This window comes from Brevundimonas subvibrioides ATCC 15264 (assembly GCF_000144605.1).
GTDB lineage: Bacteria > Pseudomonadota > Alphaproteobacteria > Caulobacterales > Caulobacteraceae > Brevundimonas > Brevundimonas subvibrioides.
Map to the genome: position 1 here is coordinate 1,079,420 of NC_014375.1, position 23,533 is coordinate 1,102,952.

27 protein-coding genes are annotated in these 23,533 nt (G+C 68.1%); 12 read left to right on the forward strand and 15 right to left on the reverse strand.

The window, feature by feature from the left end:
- Positions 1–142 precede the first annotated feature (142 nt).
- A complete protein-coding gene (locus BRESU_RS05345) occupies positions 143–556 on the forward strand; it encodes a hypothetical protein (RefSeq protein WP_013268489.1) in 414 nt (137 codons plus the stop codon).
- Between the two features lie 125 nt (positions 557–681).
- Here the strand turns inward: BRESU_RS05345 and BRESU_RS05350 are convergent, their stop codons facing one another.
- Together BRESU_RS05350 and BRESU_RS05355 are read right to left on the reverse strand one after the other, a co-directional pair.
- Positions 682–1,203 (reverse strand): TIGR02281 family clan AA aspartic protease, encoded by a 522-nt coding sequence (locus BRESU_RS05350; RefSeq protein ID WP_245528603.1) that lies wholly within the window; start codon positions 1,201–1,203, stop codon positions 682–684.
- A 105-nt stretch (positions 1,204–1,308) separates the two neighbouring features.
- A complete protein-coding gene (locus tag BRESU_RS05355; protein WP_013268491.1) occupies positions 1,309–1,524 on the reverse strand; it encodes a DUF1289 domain-containing protein in 216 nt (71 codons plus the stop codon).
- Between the two features lie 151 nt (positions 1,525–1,675).
- Here BRESU_RS05355 and BRESU_RS17520 point away from each other — a divergent pair, with 151 nt between their 5' ends.
- Positions 1,676–1,828 carry a hypothetical protein gene (locus BRESU_RS17520; RefSeq protein ID WP_013268492.1) on the forward strand — a complete coding sequence of 51 codons (153 nt, stop codon included), beginning with the start codon at positions 1,676–1,678 and terminating at the stop codon, positions 1,826–1,828.
- Between the two features lie 65 nt (positions 1,829–1,893).
- Here BRESU_RS17520 and BRESU_RS05360 read toward each other — a convergent pair whose 3' ends face one another.
- The 3 genes from BRESU_RS05360 to BRESU_RS05370 are packed head-to-tail and all read right to left on the reverse strand — an operon-like array spanning position 1,894 to position 4,896.
- Positions 1,894–2,910: an HlyD family secretion protein gene (locus BRESU_RS05360; protein WP_013268493.1), complete on the reverse strand. Its 1,017-nt coding sequence runs from the start codon at positions 2,908–2,910 to the stop codon at positions 1,894–1,896.
- Between the two features lie 22 nt (positions 2,911–2,932).
- A complete protein-coding gene (locus tag BRESU_RS05365; protein WP_013268494.1) occupies positions 2,933–3,727 on the reverse strand; it encodes an ABC transporter ATP-binding protein in 795 nt (264 codons plus the stop codon).
- The gene (locus BRESU_RS05370) at positions 3,724–4,896 is read right to left on the reverse strand and encodes an ABC transporter permease (RefSeq protein WP_013268495.1); all 1,173 of its coding nucleotides are present in this window, start codon (positions 4,894–4,896) and stop codon (positions 3,724–3,726) included. Before BRESU_RS05370 ends, BRESU_RS05365 begins: the two co-directional genes overlap by 4 nt.
- 180 nt (positions 4,897–5,076) lie before the next feature.
- Here BRESU_RS05370 and BRESU_RS05375 point away from each other — a divergent pair, with 180 nt between their 5' ends.
- From BRESU_RS05375 to BRESU_RS05385, 3 genes are all read left to right on the forward strand, one after another.
- Entirely contained in the window at positions 5,077–7,161 is a 2,085-nt protein-coding gene (locus tag BRESU_RS05375) for a S46 family peptidase (RefSeq protein WP_013268496.1), read from the forward strand.
- Positions 7,162–7,346: 185 nt separating this feature from the next.
- On the forward strand, positions 7,347–9,470 hold the full coding sequence (locus BRESU_RS05380) for a S46 family peptidase (RefSeq protein WP_013268497.1): 2,124 nt from the start codon (positions 7,347–7,349) through the stop codon (positions 9,468–9,470).
- Positions 9,467–10,012, forward strand: a complete 546-nt coding sequence (locus BRESU_RS05385; protein WP_013268498.1) for a GNAT family N-acetyltransferase — start codon at positions 9,467–9,469, stop codon at positions 10,010–10,012. The genes BRESU_RS05380 and BRESU_RS05385 overlap by 4 nt, the downstream gene beginning before the upstream one ends.
- Position 10,013: 1 nt before the next feature.
- Here BRESU_RS05385 and BRESU_RS05390 read toward each other — a convergent pair whose 3' ends face one another.
- From BRESU_RS05390 to BRESU_RS05405, 4 genes are all read right to left on the reverse strand, one after another.
- Entirely contained in the window at positions 10,014–10,229 is a 216-nt protein-coding gene (locus BRESU_RS05390) for a DUF4287 domain-containing protein (protein ID WP_013268499.1), read from the reverse strand.
- Between the two features lie 74 nt (positions 10,230–10,303).
- On the reverse strand, positions 10,304–11,017 hold the full coding sequence (locus BRESU_RS05395) for an EAL domain-containing protein (RefSeq protein ID WP_245528604.1): 714 nt from the start codon (positions 11,015–11,017) through the stop codon (positions 10,304–10,306).
- Positions 11,018–11,190: 173 nt separating this feature from the next.
- Entirely contained in the window at positions 11,191–11,826 is a 636-nt protein-coding gene (pgsA, locus tag BRESU_RS05400; protein WP_013268501.1) for a CDP-diacylglycerol--glycerol-3-phosphate 3-phosphatidyltransferase, read from the reverse strand.
- A gap of 38 nt (positions 11,827–11,864) precedes the next feature.
- On the reverse strand, positions 11,865–12,488 hold the full coding sequence (locus BRESU_RS05405) for a carbonic anhydrase (RefSeq protein WP_013268502.1): 624 nt from the start codon (positions 12,486–12,488) through the stop codon (positions 11,865–11,867).
- A gap of 142 nt (positions 12,489–12,630) precedes the next feature.
- Here BRESU_RS05405 and BRESU_RS05410 point away from each other — a divergent pair, with 142 nt between their 5' ends.
- Positions 12,631–13,371, forward strand: coding sequence for a single stranded DNA-binding domain-containing protein (locus BRESU_RS05410; protein WP_156796115.1), 741 nt, complete (start codon positions 12,631–12,633; stop codon positions 13,369–13,371).
- 34 nt (positions 13,372–13,405) lie between these two features.
- On the opposite strand, the gene BRESU_RS05415 is transcribed toward BRESU_RS05410, so the two are convergent.
- The 4 genes from BRESU_RS05415 to ppk2 are packed head-to-tail and all read right to left on the reverse strand — an operon-like array spanning position 13,406 to position 17,393.
- Entirely contained in the window at positions 13,406–13,717 is a 312-nt protein-coding gene (locus BRESU_RS05415) for a YdeI/OmpD-associated family protein (RefSeq protein ID WP_013268504.1), read from the reverse strand.
- 38 nt (positions 13,718–13,755) lie between these two features.
- Positions 13,756–15,654: an excinuclease ABC subunit UvrC gene (uvrC, locus tag BRESU_RS05420; RefSeq protein WP_013268505.1), complete on the reverse strand. Its 1,899-nt coding sequence runs from the start codon at positions 15,652–15,654 to the stop codon at positions 13,756–13,758.
- 55 nt (positions 15,655–15,709) lie between these two features.
- Complete coding sequence (locus tag BRESU_RS05425) at positions 15,710–16,594, reverse strand: alpha/beta hydrolase (protein WP_156796246.1); 885 nt, start codon at positions 16,592–16,594, stop codon at positions 15,710–15,712.
- Between the two features lie 52 nt (positions 16,595–16,646).
- A complete protein-coding gene (ppk2, locus tag BRESU_RS05430; RefSeq protein WP_013268507.1) occupies positions 16,647–17,393 on the reverse strand; it encodes a polyphosphate kinase 2 in 747 nt (248 codons plus the stop codon).
- Between the two features lie 121 nt (positions 17,394–17,514).
- Here ppk2 and BRESU_RS05435 point away from each other — a divergent pair, with 121 nt between their 5' ends.
- A complete protein-coding gene (locus tag BRESU_RS05435; protein ID WP_013268508.1) occupies positions 17,515–18,309 on the forward strand; it encodes an extensin-like domain-containing protein in 795 nt (264 codons plus the stop codon).
- 175 nt (positions 18,310–18,484) lie between these two features.
- Positions 18,485–18,688, forward strand: a complete 204-nt coding sequence (locus BRESU_RS05440; protein ID WP_013268509.1) for a cold-shock protein — start codon at positions 18,485–18,487, stop codon at positions 18,686–18,688.
- Between the two features lie 29 nt (positions 18,689–18,717).
- On the opposite strand, the gene BRESU_RS05445 is transcribed toward BRESU_RS05440, so the two are convergent.
- Complete coding sequence (locus BRESU_RS05445; protein ID WP_013268510.1) at positions 18,718–19,620, reverse strand: DMT family transporter; 903 nt, start codon at positions 19,618–19,620, stop codon at positions 18,718–18,720.
- A 138-nt stretch (positions 19,621–19,758) separates the two neighbouring features.
- Here BRESU_RS05445 and BRESU_RS05450 point away from each other — a divergent pair, with 138 nt between their 5' ends.
- Positions 19,759–20,382, forward strand: a complete 624-nt coding sequence (locus BRESU_RS05450; RefSeq protein ID WP_013268511.1) for an HAD family hydrolase — start codon at positions 19,759–19,761, stop codon at positions 20,380–20,382.
- Between the two features lie 29 nt (positions 20,383–20,411).
- Here the strand turns inward: BRESU_RS05450 and gluQRS are convergent, their stop codons facing one another.
- Positions 20,412–21,260 carry a tRNA glutamyl-Q(34) synthetase GluQRS gene (gene gluQRS, locus BRESU_RS05455; RefSeq protein WP_013268512.1) on the reverse strand — a complete coding sequence of 283 codons (849 nt, stop codon included), beginning with the start codon at positions 21,258–21,260 and terminating at the stop codon, positions 20,412–20,414.
- A 93-nt stretch (positions 21,261–21,353) separates the two neighbouring features.
- Between gluQRS and BRESU_RS05460 the strand changes: the two genes are divergently transcribed.
- From BRESU_RS05460 to BRESU_RS05470, 3 genes are all read left to right on the forward strand, one after another.
- On the forward strand, positions 21,354–22,046 hold the full coding sequence (locus BRESU_RS05460) for a DNA-3-methyladenine glycosylase family protein (RefSeq protein WP_013268513.1): 693 nt from the start codon (positions 21,354–21,356) through the stop codon (positions 22,044–22,046).
- Positions 22,043–22,711: a trimeric intracellular cation channel family protein gene (locus BRESU_RS05465; RefSeq protein WP_013268514.1), complete on the forward strand. Its 669-nt coding sequence runs from the start codon at positions 22,043–22,045 to the stop codon at positions 22,709–22,711. The genes BRESU_RS05460 and BRESU_RS05465 overlap by 4 nt, the downstream gene beginning before the upstream one ends.
- A 128-nt stretch (positions 22,712–22,839) precedes the next feature.
- Complete coding sequence (locus BRESU_RS05470) at positions 22,840–23,400, forward strand: HNH endonuclease (RefSeq protein ID WP_013268515.1); 561 nt, start codon at positions 22,840–22,842, stop codon at positions 23,398–23,400.
- The last annotated feature ends 133 nt before the right edge of the window (positions 23,401–23,533 follow it).

The window sequence follows — 23,533 nt, forward strand, 5'->3', positions numbered from 1 at the left end:
GCCGTCGACCGGTTTCACGCCGGGCGCATGCTGGTGGCGCATGAGGCCGGGCGTGACCCCCTCAAGGATTGGGGGGCCCAAGCACTGGGCCTGTCCGCCTCGACCATCCCGTTGGATCGTGCCTCGAAACGAGGACCGACCGATGATCTCGCCGAAGACGAATTCCCCTTCGACCGATCCGGCGCTCCCGGAATTCTATCCCCGGCGATCGCGCCCGACGATCCGGCCCCTGGACGTGCCGCCTCTGCGGGCTCCGCAGGTCCGGCAGATCACGGAAGAGCAGAAGGTCTTCGAGGAGGCCTTCCCGCCGATCCGCTCGTCGACGAGCGATATCCTGGTGCTGAACTGGGACGAGATCGAACGGCAGTACCTGGACCTGGTCGCGCCCTGGGATCTGGACAACGCCGTGTTCCGGATCCGGGAAGCCCGTCGTATGGCCGCGCTGGAGTCGCCGGAGAAGACCTTCAGGTGGCTGCTGGTCCTGGCCCAGTCCTGCCCGGGTCTGGACGCCGAGGAGCCGTCCTCGGGAACCGGGAAATATCTCCCGATGCCATAGACGCCGCGCGGCTGGCACGAGAGGTGCTGCTGGCGGCCCTGGTCTGTGCGGCGATCATCGCGCTGATCTCATACGCCCTCGGACACGCCTGACGGGCCGTCCGACCGGGTCGATGGTCTGGACCCTCAGGGTCTCAGCGTGAGGCCCGTGGGGCGTGCCTCGAAGGCCGACAGGCGGCCCAGATAGCTCATGCCGAGCAGGGAGTGGGGCAGGCCCTTCTCGACGACCAGCGCCTGGACCCGTTCGACCCGCGCGCCGGCCACCGCGACGTGGTCCAGCTGGATCGCAGCGGCCTTGGCAGGGCCCGACGCGGTCTCCACCGTCCGGTTGAAATCGGCGGGGGTCAGGCGCAGGCCCAGCCTGAGGGCGTCATCCCGGGTCAGGGCGACGACGCTGGCACCGGTATCGACCAGCACGCGGATGGCGCGGCCGTCGATGTCGGCCTCGGCCCAGAAATGGCCGTCGGCACTCTTGGCGATCTGGGCGGGCTGACCGGTCACGGGAACGATGACGGACTGCGCCATCGGCTGAACCGGAGTCGCGGCCTCGGCCGCGCGCGGGGACTGATGGCTCAGCACCCAGGCGACGGCGAGCGACGACACCGTCGCCATGCCCATGACGATCGCGGACTGCAGGTCGAAACGCACCAGAGGAATACCTACACGGACCCACCGCTTCTGCGGCCTGTCTCCATCCTGCATGGCCCGCGTTGGGATGCGGTGAACCGAGATGGCTGACGGCGGGTTAACGCCTCAGGCTCCGCGCAGGGCCGGGTCGATCCGGTCGCGGCGAGCGGGCAGTTCTGCCATGATATCCGCGCGTTGCCCGTCGTCCAGCCGGCTCCATTCCGCGATTTCGGCCAGGGTCCGATAGCAGCCGAGACAGAGGCTGGTGGCTCCGTCGACCACGCACACCTTGATGCAGGGCGTCGCGATCGGGCGTGGCGGCTGTGCGACAGTGAGCGACATCTTTACGAAATATACTCCGCAACCGGACTAAAAAACTTGCAATCCCCGCCGACTGTGCGAAGGTGTCATCGACGCGAAACGACTAAGAGGGTGCAATCCCCTGCAAGCACGACGCGTCTCTTTTCATCGTTCAGCGAAAGGAGACGCCACCATGAACGACCGAGACAAGAACCTGCAACACGCCATGATGTCCTTCGCCCTCTGGGGCGGGATGCTGGTGAACACCAAGAGCCCGCGCGCCAACGATCGCGTGGTCAGCCATCCGTCGAACTTCGTGCCCTTCCGGTTCGGCCAGAAGGACTGACGTTCGGCTCCGAATGCAAAAAGCCCCGGCCGTCGGCCGGGGCTTTCGCTTGTCAGAGGTCCGGATCAGGCCCGGGGCGACGGCGTCTGCATGGACCGCGTGGCCGGGACGCCGGTGGTCGCGGTCCGCGGCGCGCCGGCGGTCTCGCCCGGCTTCATGAACTTCACCAGGACGCGCTGGCCAATCAGCATGGGCGCGTCGCCGGCGGCGACCACGACCTCGACGACCCGCTCGTCCGAGCGTTGCGACGGATCGTCGGAGGCCAGCTTGCGGGCCCCGAACACGGCCGCGCGGCGCAGGACCGACCCGACGTAGACCTTGCTGGGATCGCCTTCCGGCGTGATCTCGACGGCCTGACCCACCGAGACGTTGGGCAGGTCGCTTTCGACGATCTCGGCCCGCGCGATGCGGGGCGCATCCGGCTCCAGGTCGAACATGGCCGACACGTTCAGGGTCGAGGCCCCGGCACCGGGGTTGGCATAGCGGCGCGCGATCCGGCCAGCCGTGGGCGCGCGGATGACGGTCAGTTCCTGGTTGTACTCGGCCTGGGCCAGCTGGGCGCGGGCGGTCTGGACGGCGGCCGAAGCCGAACTCATGCGGGCCTGGGCGGTCGCGATCGAGTCGCGGGCCTGATCCAGACGCTGGGCGGCGACGAAGTTGGTGTCGACCAGGCGTTCCAGACGGTTGTACTCGCGCTGGGCGGTGTTGATGTCGACCCGGATCGCGGCCAGCTGGCTTTCGGCCTGGTTGACGGCGGCGCGGCTGGACTGGACGGCCAGACGGGCTTCGTCGTCTTCCTGACGGGCCAGGATCTGGCCGGCGGTGACGCGGTCGCCTTCCTGGACCAGGACTTCCCGGATGATCCCGCCCCGGCGCGCGGCCACGGAGATGATGCCGCCCTCGACGTCCACCTTGCCGTTGGCGATGGCGGCGTAGGGGCTCTCGACCTTGGTTGCTTCGGCCTTCTCCTCTTCGGCCTTCTTGGCGGCTCCGGCCTTGCTGAACATCAGGAAGCCGACGACGAGGACGATGATCAGCAGGACGCCGATCCAGGTCCATTTGTTCTTGAGAAAGGCGGGCATGAGGGTGCGGTCCTGAGCGGTCTTAGTGCGAGGCGAGAGTGGCGGTGGGGTCGGGAATGCGGCGTTCGTCGGAGGCGATGATGCCGTCCTCGATCTTGATGACCCGGTCCGCCCAGGCTTCCAGACGGGGGTCGTGGGTCACGCAGATCACGGCGGCCCCGTGTTCGGTGGCGGCGCGGCGCAGCAGGCGGATGACGACCTGCCCGTTCTCGCCGTCCAGCGCCGATGTGGGCTCGTCGGCGAACAGGATCTTGGGATCCTTGGCCAGGGCACGGGCGATGGCGACGCGCTGCTTCTCGCCGCCCGACAGGGCCGACGGCCGCTGGTTCAGGCGATGACCCAGGCCGACCTCGGCCAAGGCTTCGGTGGCGCGCTTCTTCGCGGCCCCGGGGGACAGGCCCTGGAACTTCAGGACCGTGGTCACCTGCTGCAGGGCGGTCAGGGCGGGGAACAGGTTGAAACCCTGGAAGATGAAGCCGCAGTGGTCCAGCCGGAACTTGTCGATCTTGCCGTTCGACAGCTTCCAGAGATCGTCGACGTCCAGGCAGTCGACCCGGCCCTCTTCGGGCTTCAGCAGGCCGGACAGGGCGGCGATCAGCGTCGACTTGCCCGAACCGGACGGGCCCATGACCATGGTCAGGTCGCCGTGGCGGGCATCGAAATCGACGCCTTTCAGCACCTCGACATAGCCCTTGCCGGACTTGAACCGCTTGACCAGGCCTTTGGCCTCGATGGCGAAATCGCCGTGCTTGCCGTGGACCTTGGTGTGGACGGTCGCCGACTTTGCGACCGGCGCGTCGGGGGTGAAATCCATCATCGCAGCAGGTCCGCAGGCTGGCTGTTCTTGAGAACGCCCATCGACAGAAGCCCCGATGCCATGGCGATCAGCACGAGGCCGCCGCCGACCACCAGCAGCAGGATGGGCGGCAGGGAGATGATGACCGCATTGGCCATGGCGAAGATCGAGACCAGCCAAGTCAGCCCGATCGCGGCGGCGACGCCCACCAGCCCGACCCAGAAGCTGAGCTCGATCACGATCCGGTTCAACGATCCCATGCCGACGCCCAGGGCGCGCAGCGAGGCGAACTCCTTGATGTTGGCCATGATCGCGCCCTGCAGGGTCTGCCAGGTGATGGCGATGCCGATGATGGTGCCCAGGACGACGCAGCCGCCGATGATGATGATCAGGATGCCTTCCTCGAACATGGCACCGGCGTTGGCATCGGCCAGTTCCTGACGGGTCCAGGCCTTCCACTGGCCGTTGCCCAAGGTGTTCAGCTGACCGGCCACGATCTGGGCGCGTGCCGGATCGCGCAGCTTGACCATCAGGGGGCCGACCCGCGGACCCGTGTCGGCCTGACCCAGCATCCGCAGGGTGTCGCGCGACATGACGATCGAGGGCTGCATCATGTTGGGATAGCCGCGCGTGACGGCCGCGACCGTGACCGTCTGGCCGTTGTACAGGGCCTTGTCGCCGAGCTTGACCGACAGGGTCGTCAGCGCGGTTTCGTCCACCGCGACGGCGAAGGGCTGGCGCAGGGCGTCGACCAGTTCGGGGGAATAGTCGGTCGGGATGGTCACGGCACCGGGCGTGGTGTCGACGATGCTGACCTGGACGAATTTCTGGCGGGCGGCACCCTGTTTGGCCTTGTCGGCCTGGGACATGGTGGGGTCCACGTCCTTGATGTTCTGGAAGGTGCCTTGCGAGCCGTCCAGCGGCTTCACCTCGACCACCTCGGGGTGGTTGTAGGCCAGGGGAATGAAGCGACGCGGCACGCCCGACGGCCCGCCGATCAGCGACTTGGCCCCCGGCTGCATGATGATGATGTCGGCGCTGGACCGCTCGATCGTGGCGGTGAACCCCTTGCCGATACCGATGAAGACGCCGGTCATGGCCAGCACCAGCAGGCCGGACAGCGCCAGCGCCATCACGGCGGCCATGTAGCGGCGCCACTCGAAAAGCAGCGTTGAAAGCGCGAGCGACATTGTGTCTCGAAGGTCCCCTGACTTGTGACCCTGTGTGAGGCCGAGCGCTGTTCGCTCCAAGTTAAATCGGGGTAAGACAATGGCCTCGATACGGTCACGCTTGCGAGCGGCCCGTGCCGGGGCCTAGCTACCGCAAAGCAACGACAGCCGCCGGTCCGGACGGCGAACGGGAGACGATCCATGAGCCTGCGTACCCTCAGCGCCGCCACCTCGGTGCTCGCCCTCGCCATCGCCGGCATCGGCATCCAGCCAACGCCCGCGCGCGCCGACGAAGGCATGTGGACGTTCAACAATTTCCCGATCGCGGCGGTGAACGCGCGTTACGGCACCAGCATCGACCAGGCCTGGCTGGACCGGATCCAGAATGCCGCCGTGCGGATCAGCGGCTGCTCCGCCTCGCTGGTATCGGGGGAAGGCCTGATCCTGACCAACCATCACTGCGTGGTGGGCTGCGTCCAGGACCTGTCGGACGCGCAGAACGACTACGTCAAGAACGGCTGGATGCCCGCCACCCGCGAGGAAGAGAAACAGTGCCCCGGCCAGACGGCCGAAATCCTGACCCAGATCACCGATGTCACGGACCGCGTTCTGGCGGCCGGCGCGGGTCTCGAAGGCGCGGCCTTCGTCCAGGCGCGCGGTGCCGAGACCCAGGCGATCCAGCAGGAGGTCTGCGGCGACGACGTCAAGCTGACGTGCCAGGTGATCAGCTTCTACCGCGGCGGCCAGTACGCCCTGTACAAGTTCCGCAAATACGAGGACGTGCGGCTGGCCTTCGCGCCCGAGTTCCAGGCGGCCTTCTTCGGCGGCGACCCCGACAACTTCAACTTCCCCCGCTATGCGCTCGATTTCGGCATGCTGCGCATCTACGAGGACGGCAAGCCGGTCGAGACGCCCAATCACCTGACCTGGAACCCGAATGCGCCCAAGGAAGGCGATCCGGTCTTCGTGGCGGGCAATCCGGGGTCGACCTCGCGGCTGCTGACCATCAGCCAGCTGGAGCGTCTGCGCGATCAGGTCCAGCCCCTGACCCTGATCCAGCAGTCGGAACTGCGCGGGCGGATGACCCAGTATTCCTTCACCGACGAGGAAGCCGCGCGGGTCGCGGTCGATCCGATCTTCGGTCTGGAGAACAGCTTCAAGGCCACCTACGGCCAGCAGCAGGCGCTTCTGGATCCCGACTTCATGCAGGTGAAGCGCGACGAGGAAGCCCGTATCCGTGGCGCTGTCGAAGCCGACCCGGACCTGACGGCGCGCATCGGCGATCCCTGGGCCGACCTCGAGGCGATCCAGGCGCGCGCGACCGAACTGTATCTGCCCTATCGCCAGCTGGAAGCCTCGGCCGGCGGCGGCTCGACCCTCTACAGCATGGCCAAGCAGATCGTGCGGGCGTCGAAGGAACGGGCCAAGCCGGCGAACGAGCGGCGGGCCGGCTACTCCGACGGCGACCTCGCCAATCTGGCGCGACGGGCGACGCAGGCGTTTCCCATCGCGACCGATCTGGACCAGATCCAGCTGACCTTCTGGCTGTCCAAGACCCGCGAATACCTGACCGTCGACAATGCCGACGTCCAGCGGCTGCTGGGTCGCGAAAGCCCGGAAGCCTTGGCCGCCCGACTGGTGTCGGGAACGGGGCTGGCGGATCCGGCCCGGCGGGGCGAGCTTCTGGCCATGACGCCCGAACAGCTGGCCGCATCGGGCGACCCGATGATCGAGCTGGTCCTGAGAAACGACGATGCCGCCCAGGCCCTGCGGGCGGGCTGGGAAGCCGGTGTCTCCGGCCCGACCGCGCGCGCTGCCGAAAAGGTGGCCCAGGCCCGGTTCGCGGTCCTCGGCTCGAACCAGTATCCCGACGCGACCTTCTCCCTGCGCCTGTCCTACGGCCAGGTTCAGGGCTGGACCTATCGCGGAACGCAGGTCCCGGCCTTCACCTACATGGGCGGGCTGTACGACCGGGCGACCGGATCGCAGCCGTTCGTGCTGGCGCAGGCGTTCGCGGACAACGAGGCGAAGGTGAACAAGGAGACGGTCTATGACTTCTCCTCGACCAACGACATCATCGGCGGCAACTCGGGTTCGCCCGTGATCAATGCCGCCGGCGAGGTGATCGGGGCGGCCTTCGACGGCAACATCCACTCGCTGGGCGGCGCGTTTGGCTACGACGCCGAGCTGAACCGGACGGTCAGCGTGTCCACTGCGGCGATCACCGAAGCGCTGCGCAACGTCTACGATCAGCCGCGCCTGCTGGCAGAGCTGGGCGTCGAGTAGGCGACAAAGTCTCCTCCCCGTCGCGCCTTGGCGACGGGGAGGGGGCCGCGAAGCGGTGGAGGGGTTCTTGACGCCCCACCGCTGAGTCCGGTTGAAGAACCCCTCCGTCTCGACGGCAAGCGCCGTCGATCCACCTCCCCATCGCCAAAGCGGCGACAGGGAGGAGACGCAATGTAGGAGCCCCCATGCGCCTGATCCTCGCCCTCACCACCGCCCTGACCGTCGCCGCGACCGGTGCGCGCGCCGAAGAGGGGATGTGGACGTTCGACAACTTCCCGATCGCGCGGGCCAATGCGACGCTGGGGACCTCGATCGACCAGGCCTGGCTGGACCGGGTGCGTCTCAGCTCCGTGCGGTTCGGCGGCTGTTCGGCGGGGATCGTGTCGGACGCCGGTCTGGTCATGACCAACAACCACTGCGTCGCCACCTGCGTGGCCAATCTGTCGACCCAGGCGCGGAACTACGCCGAGACCGGCTTCACCCCCCGCAATCGCGAGGAGGAGGCGAAATGCCCCGGCGGCACGGCCGAGATCCTGACCGACATCAGCGACGTGACCGAGCGGGTGCGGGCGGCGGCGGCGGGCAAGACCGGCCTCGCCTTCAATCAGGCCCGCGACGCCGAGATCGGCCGGATCGAGCAGGAAGCCTGCGGCACGGCCACGGACAAACGATGCCAGGTCGTGACCCTGTACCGGGGCGGGCAGTTCAAGCTCTACACCTACAAGAAATACACCGACGTCCGCCTGGCCTTCGCGCCGGAAGATCGGGCGGCGACCTTCGGCGGCGATCTGGACAACTTCAGCTTCCCGCGCTTCGCCATCGATGCGGCCTTCATCCGTCTGTACGAGAACGACGCGCCGGCGCAGACGCCGACCCATTTCACCTGGAACGCCGACAAACCCGTGGAGGGCACGCCGGTGTTCGTCGCCGGTTCGCCCGGCGCGACCCAGCGGCTGCTGACGATGGACCAGCTAGCGACCGTGCGTGATGTCGTCCTGCCGATGGACCAGCTGATCGCCTCGGAGCTGCGCGGCCGGCTGATCCGCTTCAGCGAGGAGAGCGAGGAGAACGCCTTCATCGCCATGGACCCGATCGTCGGTCTGGAGAACACCTACAAGCGCGGCCTGGGCCGGATGCGGGCCCTGACCGATGCCAGCTTCATGACGAGGCGCGCCGAGGCGGAGACCGATTTCCAGCGCCGCGTTCGTGGTGCCGATGTCGAGGTTCGCGGCGCGCGCGTGGAAGCCGCGCCCGGCAGCGTCGCCGTCCAGCTGAGGTCCGACGATCCGTGGCGGGCCCTGGGCGAAGTTCAGCCGATCGCCCGCGAGCTCTATCCCGCCATGGCGCTGCTGGAAGGCGGCACCGGCGTCGGCACGACGTCGGTCGCCGGCGGGTCACAATTGTTCGCCTGGGCGCGCACCCTCGTGCGGGGCGCGCAGGAGCGGGAGAAGCCGTCGTCCGAGCGTCTGCCGGAGTTCGGCGATGCCCGCCTGTCGTCGGTGCAGGCGGCCCTGTTCGCCGAACGGCCGACCTATCCGGGGCTGGAGCAGGTGCGGATGGAATGGTGGCTGTCCAAGACGCGTGAGTGGCTGACGGTCGACCATCCGGCGGTGCGCGGCCTGCTGGGTCAGGAATCGCCCGAACAGCTGTCGGCCCGTCTGGTCGAGGGCACGACACTGGCCGACCCGGCCGTGCGTCGCGCGCTGTGGGAGGGCGGTCTCGCCGCCATCCAGGCCTCGGACGATCCGATGATCCAGTATCTGCTGTCGATCCAGGACGAGACCCGCGCCATCCGCGCCGACTGGGAGACGCGGGTCCAGGCCCCGACCGACCAGGCGTCGGAGCGGCTGGCGACGGCCCGGTTCGAAGCCTATGGCGACAGCGTCTATCCCGACGCGACCGGCACCCTGCGCCTGACCTACGGCCTGATCGAGGGATCGGACGTGCCGGGTCAGAGGTTCGGGCCCTTCACCACCTTCGCCGGCCTGTGGGACCGGGCGACCGGGGCTGCGCCGTTCGACGTGGCGCCGAAGCTGCTGGCGGCCAGGGACCGGATCGACGGCGATGCAGTGTTGAACATGACGGTGTCGTCCGACACCATCGGCGGCTCGTCCGGCTCGCCCGTGGTGACGGCGGCGGGCGAGATGGTGGGGGCCAATTTCGACTCCACCGTCCTGACCCAGCGCAATGCCTATGGCTATGACCGCAACGTCAACCGCAGCGTGATCGTGACCACCGGGGCCGTGACCGTGGCTCTGCGCGACGTCTACGACATGGGCCGTCTGGTCGAGGAGCTGGGTGCGCGTTGAGCGGACTGGCGACTCCGGCCCTGAGCACGCGGGCGGGCACGCTCGAGGACCTGCCCGCCCTGCATGCCCTGATCGAACGCGCCTATCGCGGCGAGACAGCCAGGAAGGGCTGGACCAACGAGGCCGACTTGCTGGACGGGCAGCGCACGGATGTCGCCGAGCTCACCGACATCCTGACCGACCCCGCGCGCGTCATGCTGGTGGGCGAGGAGGCCGGCACGCTGGTCGCCTGTCTCCAGCTGGTCGATGAGGGGGCCGGCACGGCCTATCTGGGCATGCTGTCGGTCGAGCCCGAACGCCAGGCGGGGGGGCTCGGGCGCTTCATGATCGCGGCGGCCGAGGCCGAGGCCGTAGCCCGCTTCGGTGCGCGGACGATGCGCATGACCGTCATCCGCCAGCGGCCCGAGCTGATCGCCTGGTACGAACGACGGGGCTATGCCCTGACCGGAGAAACCGAACCCTTCCCGCTCAGCGACGAACGTTTCGGATTGCCGAGACGGCAGGACCTGGAGTTCTTGGTGCTGGAGAAGACTCTGGCCTGAGCTATTTCAGGCCGTCTTCGGCCAGGGTGTGCGCCACGATCGCATTGGCGTGACCGTGCCCCAGTCCGTGTTCGTCCTTGAGCATGGCGACCAGCGCTCCATGCCTTGCCGGATAATGGCCGCGGACGATGGCCTTCCAGTCGGAGACCGGACGGCCGTACGTCTTCTCGATCGACGGGAAGTACGAAGCGGGCCCCTTGATCCGTTCTGCCGTCACGACGCGCTCCTGCGGCTGTTCGAAGGGGATTGAACGACCCCGGGCGGTTCGCTGCAAGACCCGTCGTGTTCAGTTCATGCCCGTCGCGGGACGCTTTCACTCGAACGCCCCCGGATGGCCGGCAGGGCCTCGACCTCGGGTCGGGCGAGCAGATAGCCCTGCATCAGCGAGACGCCGAAATCGCGCAGGACGTCATGCTCCGCCAGGGTCTCGATGCCCTCGCAGACCGGTTCGATGTCGAGATCGCGCAGCATGCACAGGGTGTTGCGGACGATCGTACGCTTCACCTTGTCGGTGTCGATGTCGCGGATGAGCGCCATGTCGAGCTTGACGATGTCCGGCTGGAACTGGCTCAGCAGGCCGAGACCGGAATAGCCGGCACCGAAGTCGTCGATGGCGGTCTTGAAGCCCATCGCCCGATAGGACCGGAGGATGTTGAGGATGTGATGACTGTCCATCGCCTCGGCCTCGGTGAACTCGAAGATGATCCGGTTCACCGGAAAACCGGTGCGCATCGCCGCCGCCAGGGTCACGCGGATGCAGGCCTTGGGCTCGTAGACGGCGTTCGGCAGGAAGTTGATCGACAGGTGCGCGGCGTCGGACGCCATGTTCAGTCCGGCCGCGAGTTCGATGGCGGTCGTGCGGCAGAGCTGGTCGAAGGCATAGCGATTGTCGGCCGACACCTGTGCCAGCACATGGCCGGCCCCCTGACCGTCCTTGCCACGAACCAGCGCCTCATAGGCGAAGGCCGTCCCGGTCCGGATGTCGACGATCGGTTGGAACGCCATGGTGATGGGTAGGTCGAAGCCCACCCCGTCCTTACACGCTATGCACGACATGCCACCGCTCCATCAGCCCCTCAATCTGGGCGTGATAGATTAACAACCACACCGCGCGACGCTGCGGGGGTGGCTTCAGCGAGACGGCGGCGCGGACCGGCCTCGCCGGGATGGACCGTCGGCTAGTCCTTTTCCTTCAGCGAGCGCCTGGCGGTCTCGAAATACTGCCAGCCGGTCCAGACGGTGGCGATCGCGGCGAACCAGATCAGGCTGTCGGCGAACAGCTGGAACCAGGGCAGGAACTCGAAGTCCAGACCGAACCCGTCCCAGTTGCGGGCGAACAGCTGGGCTCCCAGAGCGACCAGCTGGACCGTGGTCTTCCATTTGGCCAGGGTGGTGACTTCCAGCGTGACCCGGCCGGCGATGGTCTCGCGCAGGGCCGAGACGGCGAATTCGCGGAACAGGATCAGGCCGCAGGGAATGGCGATCTGGGGCACCGATCCACTGGTCAGAACGCCCAGGATGGCCCCGGTAACCAGGATCTTGTCGGCGATGGGGTCCAGGATCGCCCCCCAGCGGGTCTCGGACTTCCAGCGCCGCGCCAGATAGCCGTCGACCCAGTCGGTCGAGGCGGCGACGACGAAGATGTAGAAGGCCGCGCGGTACAGGCCGAACTGGTCTTCAGGGCTCAGATAGGCCGACAGGATCGGCACCCCCCCGGTGGCACCCGCCAGGATCAGGAACATCACGACCCCCGCGATCAGCCGCAGGCCGGTCAGGATGTTGGGGATCGGATTGGCGTGGTGAGTGTGGGGCATTCAGGGATCCGGAGCGGCGATATGAGGCGAACGCGCCTCTAGCTTAGCGGTTCAAACCGCGGAGCCGAAGTGAGGGCGCGCAGCATCCCTTCGGCGATGCCGAAATGCAGACCGGTCAGGGTCAGGGTGCCGGCGGTCTCCCGCTCCGCGATCCAGGGGAAGGTGCGCAGGTTGTCCAGCGACAGGCGCACGACGGCTTCCTCCGAGGCCTGTTCGACCTCTGCGGGCGTGACGGCCTCGGCGACGCGGCGCACGACGGGGGTGCCCTGGGCGATCCAGGGGGCGACGAAATCCTTCACCGTGTCGGGCGCGCCGTCGCGCATGGCGGCGACCCCGCCGCAGTGGGCGTGGCCCATGACGACGATGCGCGACACGTTCAGCACCTTGACCCCGAACTCCAGCGCGGCGGAGACCCCGTGCAGCTGGCCGTCCGGCTCATAGGGCGGCACGAGGTTGGCGACGTTGCGCACGACGAAAAGCTGGCCGGGGGCGGCGTCGAAGATCAGGGCCGGGTCTGCGCGGCTGTCGGAACAGGCGACGATCAGGGTGTGCGGCGTCTGGCCGGCGGCCAGGGCCTCGTATTCGGCGCGCGCGGCCGGCCAGTGGTCGGCGCGGAAGCGGCGGTAGCCGGAGATGAGCGGGTCGAGGGAATCGTCAGACATGGGCCTGCTTGTAGCCCTTCGGCCGGAGGAGCAAAATACGCCGGTCCGGCCCGCTACCTGACCATGGCAAGCGCCGCCATTAACGTGCTTTATTCGAACCGACCCCGGCGTCGAACGTCCACCCTTGCTGACGAACGGATGCATGATGACGAAGATTAGAAGCCTGATGCTCGCCTCCGCCGTGCTGGCCATGCTGGCCGCATGCTCCGCCCCCGAGCCGGCGAGCCCCGCCGCCCAGGCCGAGGCCGTCGACGCGACCAGCAGCACGGTGCGGGTGCGGGGCACGGTCCAGTCCGTGTCGGACGGTTCGATGACGGTTCAGACCTATGACGGCCGGACGGTCGCCGTGCCGATCGCCGAGGCGACGCGGTTCGTCTGGGTCGTCTCCTCCAGCCTTTCGACCCTCAAGGACGGCGATTTCGTCGGGACCGCGACCACGGGTCCGAAGACGGCGCTGCGCGCGCTGGAACTGGTGATCTTTCCTGAATCGATGCGCGGGACGGGCGAGGGCCACTATCCGTGGGACATCCCGGGCGTCGTCGCATCGCGCGGGGGCGGCGCGGTGGAGTCCAGCGCGATGACCAACGGCACGGTCGAAAGCCGCAGTGCGCCGACCGCCGGAACGGCTCCGGCCCAGAGCGCCATGACGAACGGCACGGTCGCCGGCCGTGACGCCTCGACCGGCGGCCTCGTGCTCAACATCGCCTACGAGGGCGGCACGGCGGACGTCGCCATTCCCGAGGGCACGCCGATCGTGCGGTTCGAACCGACCGAACGGTCGTCGCTGGCGGCGGGTCAGAAGGTTTACGCCGTCATCCCGCAGGGGACGACGTCGGCCGGCTTCCTGGCGATGGGCAAGGACGGCGTGACGCCACCGATGTAGACGCAGGCGGACAGCGTCCGCCGCCGCGGCGCGCCTATGACCCCCGGCGGGCTTTCCCGTCGATCAGGACGGCCTGCTGCCAGCGGCTGGGCGACTTGTCGGTGCGGTGGATGCAACCGGCCCAGCAGCAGGGGCGGGACTTGCCCTCAAGCAGTTCCTCCCCGGTCCGCCGGATGCGGCGCTCGCGGGTTGCGGGCTGTTTCGCGTCGTCGACCCAGCAGATGAACTCATTGCGACCGAGTGGCGTCAGCCTCTGCCACAGAGCGAAGACGGCCGGGTCGGATCGCACGGCGGATTCGAGGTCGGCGCCGGCCGTGTGGACGACGCCCTGCAGAAACGCGCTCAACGGACCCTCCCGCGACTGACCGGCCTGACGTCGCCACCCTACCGCTGGGTTTGCGGATGGAAGAAGCCATAAATCCGTTCGGCCAGGGCGCGGTTGATGCCGTCGACCTTTTCAAGGTCGACGACCGCGGCGCGGCCCACCCCCTTGGCCGAGCCGAAAGCATGCAGCAGCGCCTTCTTGCGGCCGGGACCCACGCCCTCGATCTCGTCCAGCGGGTTCTTCTTGATGTCCATCGAGCGACGGGTGCGGTGGGCCCCGTTGGCGAACCGGTGGGCCTCGTCGCGCAGGCGCTGGATGTAGTAGAGGGCCGGCGATTTCAGCGGCAGCATGAAGGGCGGCTTGCCGGGCACGAAGAACCGCTCCATCCCCGCGTCCCGGTCCGGTCCCTTGGCCACCCCGACGGCCAGGATGTCGTCCAGACCCAGATCGGCCAGCACCGCCTGGACTTCGGCCAGCTGGCCGGCCCCGCCGTCGATCAGCAGCAGATCGGGGCGGACCACCTCTTCGGCACCTTCCTCCTCGTCCTTGACCAGACGGCTGAAGCGCCGGCGCATCACCTCGCGCATCATGCCGTAGTCGTCGCCGGGGGTCAGATCGACGCCGCGGATGTTGAACTTGCGGTACTGCGACTTCTGGAACCCCTCGGGTCCGGCGACGATCATGCCGCCGACGGCATTGGTGCCCTGGATGTGGGCGTTGTCGTAGACCTCGATCCGCTCCGGCGTGCCGTCCAGTCCGAAGGCCTCGCAGACCTCGGCCAGGATCTTGCCCTGGGCAGAGCCCTCGGCCATCTTGCGGCCCAGGGCCTCGCGGGCGTTGGTCAGGGCGTGGTCGACCAGGGCATGCTTGTCGCCACGCAGGGGCCGTTCGATCGAGACGACGCGTCGGCCGTCCACCTCCCGGGCCTTCATGGAGAAGGCCTCTTCCAGCAGTTCCTTCTCGAACGGGACGACGTTCGACAGGATCAGGCGCGGGACCGGCTTGTCCTCGTAGAACTGGCCCAGGAAGGCCGACAGGATCTCGGCATCGGTGTCGGACTTGTCGACGCGCGGAAAATAGGCGCGGCCGCCCCAGTTCTGGCCGCCGCGATAGAAGAAGACCTGGACGCAGGCCTGGCCGCCCTCGCTGAACACGGCCAGGACGTCGGCCTCGGCCACGCTGTCGGCGCTGACGGAATTCTCCATGGCGATGGCCGAGAGGGCGCGGATGCGGTCCCGGACGCGGGCGGCCTGTTCGAAGTCCATCGCCTCGGCGGCGGCGGTCATCTCACCCGACAGGCGGCTGATCACCGCGCGCGACTTGCCGCGCAGGAACAGCGAGGCCTCCTCGACCAGCCCGGCATAGTCTTCCAGCGAGATCAGGCCGGTGCAGGGGGCCGAGCAGCGCTTGATCTGATGCAGCATGCAGGGACGGGTGCGGGTCTCGTAGACGCTGTCCGAACAGGACCGCAGCAGGAAGGCCTTCTGCAGGGTGTTCAGGGTCCGGTTCACGGCCCAGGTGGAGGCGAACGGCCCGAAATAGTCGCCGGGGGTCGTGTGGGAGCCGCGGTGCTTGCGGACCTGGGGCGCGCGGTGGTCCTTGCGGATCATCAGCTCGGCGAACGACTTGTCGTCGCGCAGGACCACGTTGAAGCGCGGCTTCAGCTTCTTGATGAAGTTGGATTCGAGCAGCAGGGCCTCGGTCTCGGACGCCGTGACCACCAGCTCCATCGACCGGGTCAGGGAGACCATCAGGCCGATGCGCTGCGTGTGGAACCGCCCTTGCGCGTACTGAAGGATGCGCTTCTTGATCGACCGCGCCTTGCCCACATAGAGGCAGGTCCCGTCCTCGCCGTACATGCGATAGACGCCCGGCTTGTCCGGCGCGCGCCGGGCCTCGTCGCGGATCAGGTCGGCTCCCGCGTGGATCGGCGTTTCGAGATTCGATTCCTCGGTCATTGACGCCGATATAGGCGTCCGGCGTTCACGCGGCGATGCCTGTCTGCGCCGCTGTCTATCGGCGAGCCTGGGCGATGAAGCGGGCGGCCCGTTCGCCTTGGGGATCGCCCGGCTGGCCGAAGCCGACATTGATCTCGCGATGACTGTCCCCGGGCGCGACGATGACCTCTGCCGAACCCCCGGCCTGCTGAAGCACGCGGGCCAGCCCCTCGCTCTGGGCCCGGGAGTCGGCCCGGCTGGCGATGTAGAAGATCAGGAACGGCGGAAGCGGGACGCCGGGCGCGATCCTGAGGGTCGGCGACAGGGCCGCGGCCTGGTCGCCGAAGGCCTCGTCGTAGAGCCGGGTCAGAATTCGTCCGGCGAAGCCGTTCCCGCGGTCTCCCGTGGCGTCGTACCCGGCCCCGTCCAGAAGGATGACGCCCGCGAGGTCCGAGGGGGCGAGGCCATGCTCGGCCAGATAGACCGGATCGACGCCGACCAGGGCGGCGAGGTGGGCCCCGGCCGAATGACCCATCAGATAGAGGTCGCGGCCGGGATGCCGTCGGACGAGATCGGCCAGGGCCGCGGCCACGTCCCGGGCCTGTTCGCGCGGCGTCACCTCCGGCACCAGCCGATAGCCGATCGAGGCGAGCACCAGGCCATGGCGTTCGGCGAAGTCCGGCAAGGCATGGACCATGCTCCGGTCGCCATGCGCCCAGCCGCCGCCGTGGACATAGGCCAGGATGGGACCCGCGGCGTCCGGCCGGTACAGGTCGTAGGCCTGACGGTCGTCGGCGCCGACCGGGATCCGCTCATGCGGAGCCGCCGCGTCCGCCTGGCCGCTCCCGGACCGTCGATGGCGCAGGCCGCCCCGCGCGCTCTGGGCGGCGGCGGAGGTTGCACCGCCCGCCAGCACGACGGCGGCGAAAAGGATCGTGCGGCGGGAAAGGCGCGTCACCATCATCTCCATGGGCCTTCGACCTGAACGGACGGTTGCGGCGTTTCCGTCGGCGCTACGGCTGCAGTCGACCCTTGGCCTTCTGCGCCGGGAACAGGATGTCCTTGTCCGGACGGTCGACCTTGGCGCCCGGGCGGCAGACGCGATGCAGGATGTGGCGGATGATGTTCAGCCGCGCCGCCTTCTTGTCGTCGGTGGCCACGACCGTCCATTCCGAATGGGGCGCGCCGGTCTCTTCCAGCATCCGGTCGCGGGCCTTGGAGTAGTCGCTCCAGCGCTTTTGCGCCTCCGCATCCAGGGCCGAGACCTTGAACCGCTTCAGGGGATCCGAGGTCCGCTCCTCCAGTCGCTTGGCCTGTTCGTCGCGACTGATGTCCAGCCAGAACTTGATCAGGACGATGCCCGCCCCGGTCAGCATCCGTTCGAAATGCGGCGCGTCGTTCAGGAACTGCTCGTACTGGGCCGGGGTGCAGAATCCCATGACGGGCTCCACGCCCGCCCGGTTGTACCAGGACCTGTTGAACAGGACGATCTCGCCCGCGGCCGGCAGGTGAGGGGCATAGCGCTGGAAATACCACTGGCCGGTCTCGCGCTCGGTCGGCTTGGACAGGGCGACGACGCGAGTCTGTCGCGGCGACAGGTATTCGGTGATGCGCTTGATCGCCCCGTCCTTGCCCGCCGCGTCGCGTCCTTCGAACACGATCAGCACCTTCAGCCCCTGCTCGATCGCCCAGGCCTGGGTCGCGACCAGTTCGACCTGCAAGGCTTCCAGCGCCTCCTCGTAATCGTCTTTCTTGCCCATGCGGGATCCTCCGTATTCGGTCTCAGGTTCGGGCAGTTTGAGGGCCGCGTCGAGGCCGCAGGACGCGAAACACCGCACGCGCGATTGTTACCTTTCGTCCTGCCGTTCATTGTCATCGGGCATGAAGCGCGATTTTGCCGATTTCTGGAACCTGATGTGGGAGGCGGCGCTCGGTCTGTGCGCCGCCTTCGCGCTGCTGAACGCTTTCGCGCCGCCGCAGGATCTGTTCTGGAAACCGCTGGATCTGAACCGGCCGGTCGGTCAGGCGACGGCGGCCAAGGTCGCCGACTTCACCGTCTCGCCGGCCGCGGCGCCCGAGGAGGTCGAAGGGGCCACCGACGCCTGTCTGCAAACCCTGCGTGACGCCGGCGTGGAGGTGCGCCGGGCCGAGGATCGCGACGACGGCGGCTTCTGTCAGGTGCGCGGTGCGGTCACGATCACGGGCGGGGCGGTGACGCCCCTGAAGCCCGGCGGCCTGACCATGCAGTGCCCCCTGGCGGTTCGCTATGTGATCTGGGACCGGCAGGTGCTGCAGCCGTCGGCCCAGGCCGTCTATGGCTCGCGCGCCGTGGCGGTGAACAACTACGGCACCTATTCCTGCCGCCGGATCTACGGCTCCACCGACGTGGCCGACAGACCCAGCGAACACGCCCGCGCCAATGCGCTGGACGTGGCCTCCGTCACCCTGGCGGATGGGCGAACCGTGTCGGTCGAGGCCGACTGGAGCGGCGAGGGACCCCAGGGAGCGGCGGGTTCGGTGTTCCTGAAGCGGCTGCGCGACGGGGCCTGTCGGGTGTTCTCGACGGTGCTGACACCCGACTACAACGCGGCGCATAGAGACCACCTGCATCTGGATGGCGCGCCCCGGTCGCTTTGTGTCTCGGGCACCCGCATTGCGGGTTCGCCTGTGGGATGATTCGTTTCGGGTTGACCGCGCCTTGAGTCCGCGAGAAAACACCTGCGCAATCCGGATTTCGCGTGGGGTCCAAACCTGCGTTTCGCTCCTTCGCCTGAACGAGCTGTCCAGATGGGTTGTCGGGCCCCCTCGTCAGGGCGTCCGCCTGGAAAAGCGCGTTTATGGAGACGCAAACATGGCGACCGGTACGGTCAAGTGGTTCAACCCCACGAAGGGCTTCGGCTTCATCCAGCCCGACAGCGGCGGTGCCGATGTGTTCGTTCACATCACCGCCGTTCAGAAGGCTGGCCTGACGGGCCTCGATGAGAACGCCAAGGTCGAGTACGAGCTGGAATCCCAGCGCGGCAAGACCTCCGCGATCGATCTGAAGGTTCTCTGATCCTTCCAGGATCAAAGACACCGATGTGATCAGGCGGGCGCGACACCTTCGGGGGTCGCGCCCGTTTTCGTTCTGGACGACCATTGCGCCAGGACGATCGCGCACAGCACGAGGGCTCCGCCCAGCGCCTGGATCGGGGCGAGGGTCTCGCCGAAGACGAGCCAGCTCAGGCCTGCGGCCACGAGAGGCTGGATCAGGATGGTCACCGCCGTGATCGAGGCGGGCAGCCGGCCGAGCGCCCAGGCCACACCCCCCTGTCCCGCCACATGCATCAGCCCCATGGCGACGCAGGCGGCCCAGCCCGCCGCCGTCGCCGGGATCATGTCCTCGCCCAGCAACAGGGCCACACCGCCCATCAGCGGCAGCCCGGCCAGCGTCGCCCAGAAGGTGACCCACAGCGCGCCCGCGGTGGTCCGCGCCAGCTTCACCATCAGGAAATAGCCCGCGTACCAGAACGATACCGTCAGCGAGAGCAGGTCGCCGAGGATCGGGTTGGTGCCCTGACCGCCCTTCGCCGCCGCCGCCATCGCAAACGCACCCGCCATGGCGAGGGCGAGCGCCAGGAGAAACAGGCGGGCGGGCTTCTCCTTGAAAAACAACCAGCCGATCAGGGTGACGACGACGGGCGTCAGGTTGCAAAGCACCGTGGCATTGGCGACCGAGGTCATGACGATACCGTAGTGCCAGAAGCTGAGATCCAGAGCGAAGAACAGCCCGGCTAGCAGCATCCATTTCGACGGTCGCGCCACGCCCTCACCGCCGGGCCGGGACAGGATCAGGGCCAGCAACGGCAGGGCGAAGGCAAAGCGCCAGAACCCGGCTGCCGCAGGCCCTGTTTCCGTCAGCCGCACGAGGATGGGGGCCAGACCGAGGATGCTGGCGGAGGCGAGGACGACCAGCAGGGGAATCAGGCGGGGGGCGGGGGGCGTCATCCGGGGTCGCTTAGACCTTTCCTTCTCCTGGCGGGAGAGGGATCGGAGGCCCGTTGCCGCCCCGGGTGGCCGACGACCCATTGCGGTCCATGGCGCTTGATGTGACCCTGGCCTTGCGACGTCGGGACGGAACCTCCCATGAAACCTGCGATCTTGATGGTGGATGTGGATGGCGTCGTTGTTCGCCCCGCCAATCCCTTGGGCTGGTCGGCGGAAATCGAACGCGATCTCGGGATCCCCGCCGCCGCGCTTCAGTCACGCTTTTTCCAGGTCCATTGGGCCGACGTCATCCATGGCCGCGCCGGACTTCGCGAGAGGCTGGCCGGCGTGCTGGCAGAGATCGCTCCACACGTCAGTTGCGAGACGTTGATCCGATACTGGTTCCACGGGGACGCGGAACTCGATGCGAACCTGCTGACACAGATTGCGACAGTCCGCGCGACGGGCGTCGCGGTGCACCTGGCGACCGTGCAGGAGCACGAGCGCGCGGCCTGGCTCTGGAATGATCTGGGCCTTCGCGATCATTTCGACGACATGCATTACGCTGCGGACCTGGGCGCATCGAAACCGTCTCAAGCGTTCTACGCCGCCGTGGAACAGAGGGTCGGGCGGCGGGGCTCGGCCATCGCCTTCGTCGATGACAGCGAAAGGAACGTGCAGGCCGCGCGTGAAAGAGGCTGGCAAGCCGCGCTCTGGACCTCGGGCGCTTCACTTCCGACGCTGCTTCCTGCGCTGATGCATCCCAGTGGCGAGGTCGTCTGACCACGCCTTGCCGACAACGCGCCGGGCCGTCACGCGAACCCCAGCTCCGCCCTCAGCTCGTCAGGCGTCACCCCGGCTTCGCGCAGCGCCATGATCGTCACCGATCCGTCCCGCTTGGCGTAGCGCTTGCCGTCCGGGCCCAGCAGCAGGGGGTGATGCCGGTAGATCGGGGTGGGCAGGTCCAGCAGGGCCTGGAGCACGCGCTGGACCCCGGTCGCCGGAATCAGGTCCTCGCCCCGCACGACATGGGTCACGCCGTGAAGCGCATCGTCGACGACCGAAGCGATCACATAGCCCGCGCCGATATCCTTGCGGCCCAGAACCATGTCGCCCAGCGCCTCGGGGCGCGCGGTCCTGATCCCGGGATCGGCGGTTTCCTCGACCCAGGTCAGGGCGCCGAATCCACCCAGCCGCTCACGCGCCGCCGCCAGCGACAATCGCCAGGCGAAGGGCTGACCGGCCCCCAGCCGTTCGGTCTCTTCGGCCGGATCGAGCGGGCCGCCGGCAAAGGCCTGGGCGTCGGCCGGGTCGTCGGCATGGGGAGCCACCCCGGCGAGGGCCATCAGTTCCTTGCGCGTCCGGAAGCAGCGATAGAGCACCCCCTGATCGCGCAGACGCTCCAGAGCCGCGTCATAGGCCGCGCGGTGGTCGGACTGGCGCCGGACCGGTCCCTCCCAGTCCAGTCCCAGCCAGGCCAGATCCTCGAGCAGGGCAGTCTCGTACTCCGCCCGGCAGCGGGTGAAGTCGGTATCCTCGATCCGCAGCAGGAAGCGCCCGCCTGCCTCACGCGCGGAGGTCCAGGCCGTCAGGGCGGAGTAGGCATGGCCCCGATGCAGAAGCCCGGTGGGAGAGGGGGCGAAACGGGTGACGAAGCTCATCGAGAGACGCGCAGACTCGGCGGTTTCCGGCCCCCGTCGTCTGAAGCGGCAGACACGGGGGTGATCGGCGCGGCGAGATCGTCCAGACTGGGCATGGCCGGACGCTACCGCTCCACGGCCGCGCTTGTCGACAAGGACCTCATGCCCCTCACGCCCGAAGACCTGGCTGCCGCGCGCGAGACCCTGGCCCGGCTCGACCCGGCCCTGGCCCGCGCCCATGCCCAGACGCCGCCGTTCGAATGGCGGGTGCGCCAGGGCGGCTTCGTCGGCCTGTTCCGCATGATCGTGGAGCAGCAGGTGTCGGTGGCCTCCGCGGCCTCGGTCTGGGCGCGGTTGCAGGCCGGGTTGGGTGAGATCACGCCCGCCGGCCTTCTGGCCCACGATCTGGACAGTCTGCGGGGCATGGGCCTGTCGCGGCAGAAGGCGACCTACGGGCAGGGCATGGCGCGGGCGCAGATCGAGGGCACCATCGATCTTGAGCATCTGGCGACGCTGGACGACGCGGCGGCGATCGAGGCCCTGGTCAGACTCAAGGGCGTCGGCCTTTGGACGGCAGAGGCCTATCTCTTGCTGTGCGAGGGTCGGACGGACGTCTTCCCCGGCGGGGACGTGGCGCTGCAGGAGGCGATCAAATGGGCGGACGGCACCGAGACCCGACCGGACACCAAAGGGGCCTATGCCCGGGCCGAGATCTGGCGCCCCTGGCGCGGGGTGGCCACCCATCTGCTCTGGGCCTGGTACACCGGCGTGAAGAAGGGCGAGATCGTGCTGGGTGATCCCGCATGAGCGCCCTCGTCGATCCGGCCCTGCTGTCGCCCGCCCTGGCGCACCCGGAAACCGTGCTGGGCGCGCTGGATTTCGCGGGCGTGGCGGTGTTCGCGGCGACGGGAGCCCTGGCGGCCGCGCGCGAGAAGCATGACCTGGTCACCTTCGGCTTCTTCGCCGCGATCACGGGGGTCGGCGGCGGGACGCTGCGGGACCTGCTGATCGATGCCCCGGTGTTCTGGGTGCAGGACTGGCGCTACATCGCCGTCTGCCTGACCAGCGCGGCGGTGGTCTGGATGATCGGCGCTGGGGCGTGGCGGTTCCGGGCGCTGCTGTGGCTGGATGCGGTCGGGCTGGGGGCCTATGGCGTGCTGGGCGCGGCCAAGGCCGAGGCCTTCGGCGTGCCGCCCCTGATCTGTATCGTCATGGGGGCGCTGACGGCCTGTTTCGGCGGCATCGTGCGCGATCTGCTGGCCGGCCAGCCCTCCATCCTGCTGCGCCGGGAGATCACGGTCTCGGCGGCCCTGCTGGCGGCCACCGTCTATGTCGTCGCGCGGTATGCGGGGCTGGACCAGTGGCCCGCCGCCGCCATCGCGGCCCCCGCGGGGTTCCTTCTGCGGGGCGGGGCGTTGCTCTGGGGCTGGAGCCTGCCGGCCTTTCCCGGTGGTCTTGTCCGGAAGGGCTAGTCACGAAACCGATGCAAGCCCGTCATGGCGGTGCGCACGAATCGGGGATAGGCTGACCGCACAGAACGAAGGAGACGCGTCTTCAGTCCGCATTCCTCGATCAATCCCGGCGTGAGCGGGAGGACCTGATGCAGGTGCTCCACAAGCCGCCTTCCGGCTTTCCAGCCCTTGTGCTGAACGCCGACTTTCGCCCGCTGTCCTATTATCCGCTGTCGCTCTGGCCGTGGGAGGAGGCGGTGAAGGCGGTCTATCAGGACCGCGTCGACGTGGTGTCCGTCTACGACAAGGTCGTACGCAGCCCGTCGATGGAGATGGCGATCCCCAGCGTGATCGCGCTGAAATCCTATGTCGACCAGAACCGCAGTCCCGCCTTCACCCGCTTCAACGTCTTCCTGCGCGACGGCTTCACCTGCCAGTACTGCGGCGACACCGCCGAACTGACGTTCGACCACGTCATCCCGCGCAGCCGCGGCGGACGCACGACCTGGGAAAACATCGTCGCGGCCTGTTCGCCCTGCAATCTGAAGAAGGGCGGACGGACGCCGCAGCAGGCCCACATGCCGGTTCGCCGCGCGCCGCATCGGCCCAATGCCTACCAGCTTCAGGACGCCGGCCGACGGTTCCCGCCGCATTATCTCCACCGCAGCTGGCTGGATTACCTGTACTGGGACATCGAGCTCGAGCCCTAGGGTTCGTTCGGCCCTCCGAGAATGTCCATGCCGGCCTCATCTCCAGTCCACGCGGACATTGAGTGTTTTCGGCAACCGGTGATTTTCAGGTTTTGTTGATCGCGTCTGTTCGCTCTAACTTGAATCTTTGTGG

Coding starts and splice junctions, on each gene's coding strand:
- BRESU_RS05345 (WP_013268489.1), top strand. CDS start 143: ATGATCTCGCCGAAGACGAATTCCCCTTCGACCGATCCGGCGCTCCCG.
- BRESU_RS05355 (WP_013268491.1), bottom strand. CDS start 1,524: ATGTCGCTCACTGTCGCACAGCCGCCACGCCCGATCGCGACGCCCTGC.
- BRESU_RS17520 (WP_013268492.1), top strand. CDS start 1,676: ATGAACGACCGAGACAAGAACCTGCAACACGCCATGATGTCCTTCGCC.
- BRESU_RS05360 (WP_013268493.1), bottom strand. CDS start 2,910: ATGCCCGCCTTTCTCAAGAACAAATGGACCTGGATCGGCGTCCTGCTG.
- BRESU_RS05365 (WP_013268494.1), bottom strand. CDS start 3,727: ATGATGGATTTCACCCCCGACGCGCCGGTCGCAAAGTCGGCGACCGTC.
- BRESU_RS05370 (WP_013268495.1), bottom strand. CDS start 4,896: ATGTCGCTCGCGCTTTCAACGCTGCTTTTCGAGTGGCGCCGCTACATG.
- BRESU_RS05375 (WP_013268496.1), top strand. CDS start 5,077: ATGAGCCTGCGTACCCTCAGCGCCGCCACCTCGGTGCTCGCCCTCGCC.
- BRESU_RS05380 (WP_013268497.1), top strand. CDS start 7,347: ATGCGCCTGATCCTCGCCCTCACCACCGCCCTGACCGTCGCCGCGACC.
- BRESU_RS05395 (WP_245528604.1), bottom strand. CDS start 11,017: ATGGCGTTCCAACCGATCGTCGACATCCGGACCGGGACGGCCTTCGCC.
- pgsA (WP_013268501.1), bottom strand. CDS start 11,826: ATGCCCCACACTCACCACGCCAATCCGATCCCCAACATCCTGACCGGC.
- BRESU_RS05405 (WP_013268502.1), bottom strand. CDS start 12,488: ATGTCTGACGATTCCCTCGACCCGCTCATCTCCGGCTACCGCCGCTTC.
- BRESU_RS05410 (WP_156796115.1), top strand. CDS start 12,631: ATGATGACGAAGATTAGAAGCCTGATGCTCGCCTCCGCCGTGCTGGCC.
- uvrC (WP_013268505.1), bottom strand. CDS start 15,654: ATGACCGAGGAATCGAATCTCGAAACGCCGATCCACGCGGGAGCCGAC.
- BRESU_RS05425 (WP_156796246.1), bottom strand. CDS start 16,594: ATGGTGACGCGCCTTTCCCGCCGCACGATCCTTTTCGCCGCCGTCGTG.
- ppk2 (WP_013268507.1), bottom strand. CDS start 17,393: ATGGGCAAGAAAGACGATTACGAGGAGGCGCTGGAAGCCTTGCAGGTC.
- BRESU_RS05435 (WP_013268508.1), top strand. CDS start 17,515: ATGAAGCGCGATTTTGCCGATTTCTGGAACCTGATGTGGGAGGCGGCG.
- BRESU_RS05440 (WP_013268509.1), top strand. CDS start 18,485: ATGGCGACCGGTACGGTCAAGTGGTTCAACCCCACGAAGGGCTTCGGC.
- BRESU_RS05445 (WP_013268510.1), bottom strand. CDS start 19,620: ATGACGCCCCCCGCCCCCCGCCTGATTCCCCTGCTGGTCGTCCTCGCC.
- BRESU_RS05450 (WP_013268511.1), top strand. CDS start 19,759: ATGAAACCTGCGATCTTGATGGTGGATGTGGATGGCGTCGTTGTTCGC.
- gluQRS (WP_013268512.1), bottom strand. CDS start 21,260: ATGAGCTTCGTCACCCGTTTCGCCCCCTCTCCCACCGGGCTTCTGCAT.
- BRESU_RS05460 (WP_013268513.1), top strand. CDS start 21,354: ATGGCCGGACGCTACCGCTCCACGGCCGCGCTTGTCGACAAGGACCTC.
- BRESU_RS05465 (WP_013268514.1), top strand. CDS start 22,043: ATGAGCGCCCTCGTCGATCCGGCCCTGCTGTCGCCCGCCCTGGCGCAC.
- BRESU_RS05470 (WP_013268515.1), top strand. CDS start 22,840: ATGCAGGTGCTCCACAAGCCGCCTTCCGGCTTTCCAGCCCTTGTGCTG.